Source organism: Succinivibrio sp. (genome assembly GCF_045124615.1).
Classification (GTDB): Bacteria; Pseudomonadota; Gammaproteobacteria; order Enterobacterales; family Succinivibrionaceae; genus Succinivibrio; species Succinivibrio faecicola.
In genome coordinates this window covers 1-1,465 of sequence record NZ_JBGVMC010000065.1, presented here as the reverse complement: position 1 = coordinate 1,465, position 1,465 = coordinate 1, and the positions used below count along the sequence as shown (strand labels likewise).

The following is a 1,465-nucleotide window of genomic DNA, read 5'->3' as shown; positions in this document are numbered from 1 at the left end:
TTCCAAATCAGTTACACGTCTATCAAGTTCAACTATTTTGTTTTCGTCTCCAGAGCCTGGTAAAAGATTGCAGCGCTCCAGAATATTCTGCAGAACCAAAGAGGTAACAACTTTCTCATTACCTACAATAATTTTTGTCTGGGTGAAGATTTCTTCTAAGGTTGCACAATCACACATTCCCTTCAATACAGCGCCCTTTGCATTAATATGGCAGATGTTTAAAGGAGTAAGGGCAATAGTGCCATCTGTAGCCTCTTCTGCTTCAGTATTTGTGGCAAAACGTGTAATACCTGCAGTGGTTGATGTTGCAGGTGGATTAGAGAAAGATATATCACCAAAATCAATATACTGAGGATTACCATTGGTTAACAGAATATTAAAGGTGAACAAAGCCTGAGAGGTTGCAACCTTCTGCAGAATAGGCTCTTGTGAAGAACCAACTGCAAACAGAATATTATCTGAAGTATAGATACCGACTGAACGAACTGTATAAACAGAATCAGAAGAATCTGTAGCGTTAACCTGAATTTCTGTAGCTGATACAGTTGAGCCACCTACAGTGGTTAATTCTGCAACAACATTTCCAATGTCAGTAGTCTGCTCAGAAGGTTCAAAGTAAGCATTACCAAGCTGAACCTTTGATAAGGTAACTTTATTGGTTCCTGAATGTTCAGCATTAATTAATGCCTGAAGACCTGTAGCTGTAATTATGATGTCCATTTCCTGAGACATAAGAAAACTCCTTTAATTGATTAAAGAATAAGAGAATGATTTCATTGCTGAATAGGTTCTGATGTTTCTTGCTGAAACAAATGATGATTTCAGTGGTTTTACATCATTAACCGTGATGTAGGAGAAGGCTTTAAGCTTTGACGTTCTGCTTAAAGTTGAGCGCACCTTACATACAAGTTTTTTAACTATTGGAACGTTGCACATAACAACGCTTTTCTTGCCAGCAGAAAGAGTCAGATTTTCTTCTAAGGCCTGAATGATTGTTAATGTGTACTGAGAACGAACCGGCTTAGTTATATCAATAAGCAGTCTTAGATCGCGTGTCATTTCCTCACGAACAATACCACCTAATTTGTTCTGACTTACAGTGATTTTGAACGTGTGCGGAGTGCCATGAGGTGACTGTTCCCACCATTCCTGCACGGTTGATGCGCTCTTTACTGAAGCTAGTGCATTTTTAACCGCACTCAGTGTTCCCATTCTGCGCTTTTCAACAATCATTGTAGCTATCACTGCCCTTTTCGTGTCTATTGGCCATGAATCGCGCCACACTAAAGGTTGCCATTGAACTGCTAAATGATCTAACTGTTCACTTGAAAGTTCATTGATTCTATATAAAAAAACAGCATCATTAAGATGCTGATGAACTTTTGAAAGATTACAGTCTGTTGCCTTTATAACGTTATTGACCGTTTTATCTTTTTTGATTGAAGAAGGGGCAAGCTTCTCAATG

At 38.6% G+C, this 1,465-nt stretch carries 2 protein-coding genes; both read right to left on the bottom strand.

The window, feature by feature from the left end; genetic code table 11:
- Positions 1-732, bottom strand: a 732-nt coding sequence (locus ACJML3_RS01700; protein ID WP_406020075.1) for a phage tail protein, incomplete at its 3' end; no start/stop codon positions are given.
- Between the two features lie 12 nt (positions 733-744).
- A partial coding sequence (locus tag ACJML3_RS01695; protein ID WP_406020072.1) for a phage tail protein I occupies positions 745-1,465 on the bottom strand: 721 nt, incomplete at its 5' end.